We start from the raw sequence: 734 nt of genomic DNA, 5'->3' as shown, positions 1-734 counted from the left end.
CCACCTAACCCCCCCCGTGTTAACTGCGATGTGAGATGTCCCACAACCCCAAAGAGCAAGCTCCTTGGTTTGGGCTAATCCGCGTTCGCTCGCCGCTACTGACGGAATCACTATTGTTTTCTCTTCCTCAGGGTACTTAGATGTTTCAGTTCCCCTGGTCTGTCTCTACACACCCTATGTATTCAGATGTGAGTGACTGCGTATTACCACAGCCGGGTTTCCCCATTCGGACACCCCCGGATCAAAGCTTGCTTACAGCTCCCCGAGGCAGTTTCGTTGTTCGCCACGTCCTTCATCGACTCCTAGCGCCTAGGCATCCTCCGTGTGCTCTTAGTAGCTTAACCATCATGCTCCTGTTTCTAGTCTGTTTCACCCGAAGGTTCTTCAGCTTCCAAACACTTGCATATCAATTAACTCATACTCAGTAAACTGAATACTTGTTGCTACTCTTACACTTTACTTGGTCAATTGCTTGACACAAGAAATATAAAAGAATGTTCGTTTCTTACTTGCAAATTCGTTCGTTATCTAGTTTTCAAGGATCAAAGTTATTTCTAATAAAGAAACAACGTTTTGAAAGATTGCTCTTTCAAAACTGAACACGAGTGAGGAAATATTCGTGGAATCTATGTTCCACAAGTCTTATCTTGACTCTTATATGAATGTTTCCGTTGCAGGAAACGATTCTCCATAGAAAGGAGGTGATCCAGCCGCACCTTCCGATACGGCTACCT

Annotated in this window: 1 rRNA gene; it reads right to left on the bottom strand. The window is 44.8% G+C overall.

Annotated elements, in window-relative coordinates:
• A 23S ribosomal RNA gene (locus PGLA_RS28535) occupies window positions 1-344 on the bottom strand; the annotation flags it as partial.
• Between the last annotated feature and the right edge of the window lie 390 nt (window positions 345-734).

The sequence above is a fragment of the Paenibacillus glacialis genome (assembly GCF_001637205.1).
Classification (GTDB): Bacteria; Bacillota; Bacilli; order Paenibacillales; family Paenibacillaceae; genus Paenibacillus_AQ; species Paenibacillus_AQ glacialis.
This window is presented reverse-complemented; position numbering and strand designations above follow the sequence as displayed.